At 36.6% G+C, this 213-nt stretch carries 1 pseudogene; it reads right to left on the bottom strand.

What is annotated here, in order from left to right:
• Positions 1-51 precede the first annotated feature (51 nt).
• Positions 52-213: pseudogene (locus tag V6260_RS19260) on the bottom strand (exonuclease domain-containing protein); the annotation flags it as partial.

The following is a 213-nucleotide window of genomic DNA, read 5'->3' as shown; positions in this document are numbered from 1 at the left end:
ACATATTTCTTTAATTACTTCGTCTTCAGGTTCTGCGACACGTATTGGTTAATACGTGTCTATACCGTTAAAGTCAATGGCTGCTTGTTCTATATTAGCACCTTCGATTGGCTGAACATGAAAATGAACCGTATGATCTATGCAGAGCAATCCTTCGTCATCCATATTTAAAACAGAAGCTGCTATTTCTAACAAAGCATCTGTTTCTTTGTT

Origin of the sequence: Pseudoalteromonas aliena, from assembly GCF_038155085.1 — a bacterium.
Taxonomy (GTDB): domain Bacteria; phylum Pseudomonadota; class Gammaproteobacteria; order Enterobacterales; family Alteromonadaceae; genus Pseudoalteromonas; species Pseudoalteromonas aliena_A.
Note: the sequence above shows the minus strand (reverse complement) of the source record. Positions and strands in the feature narration are given on the sequence as shown.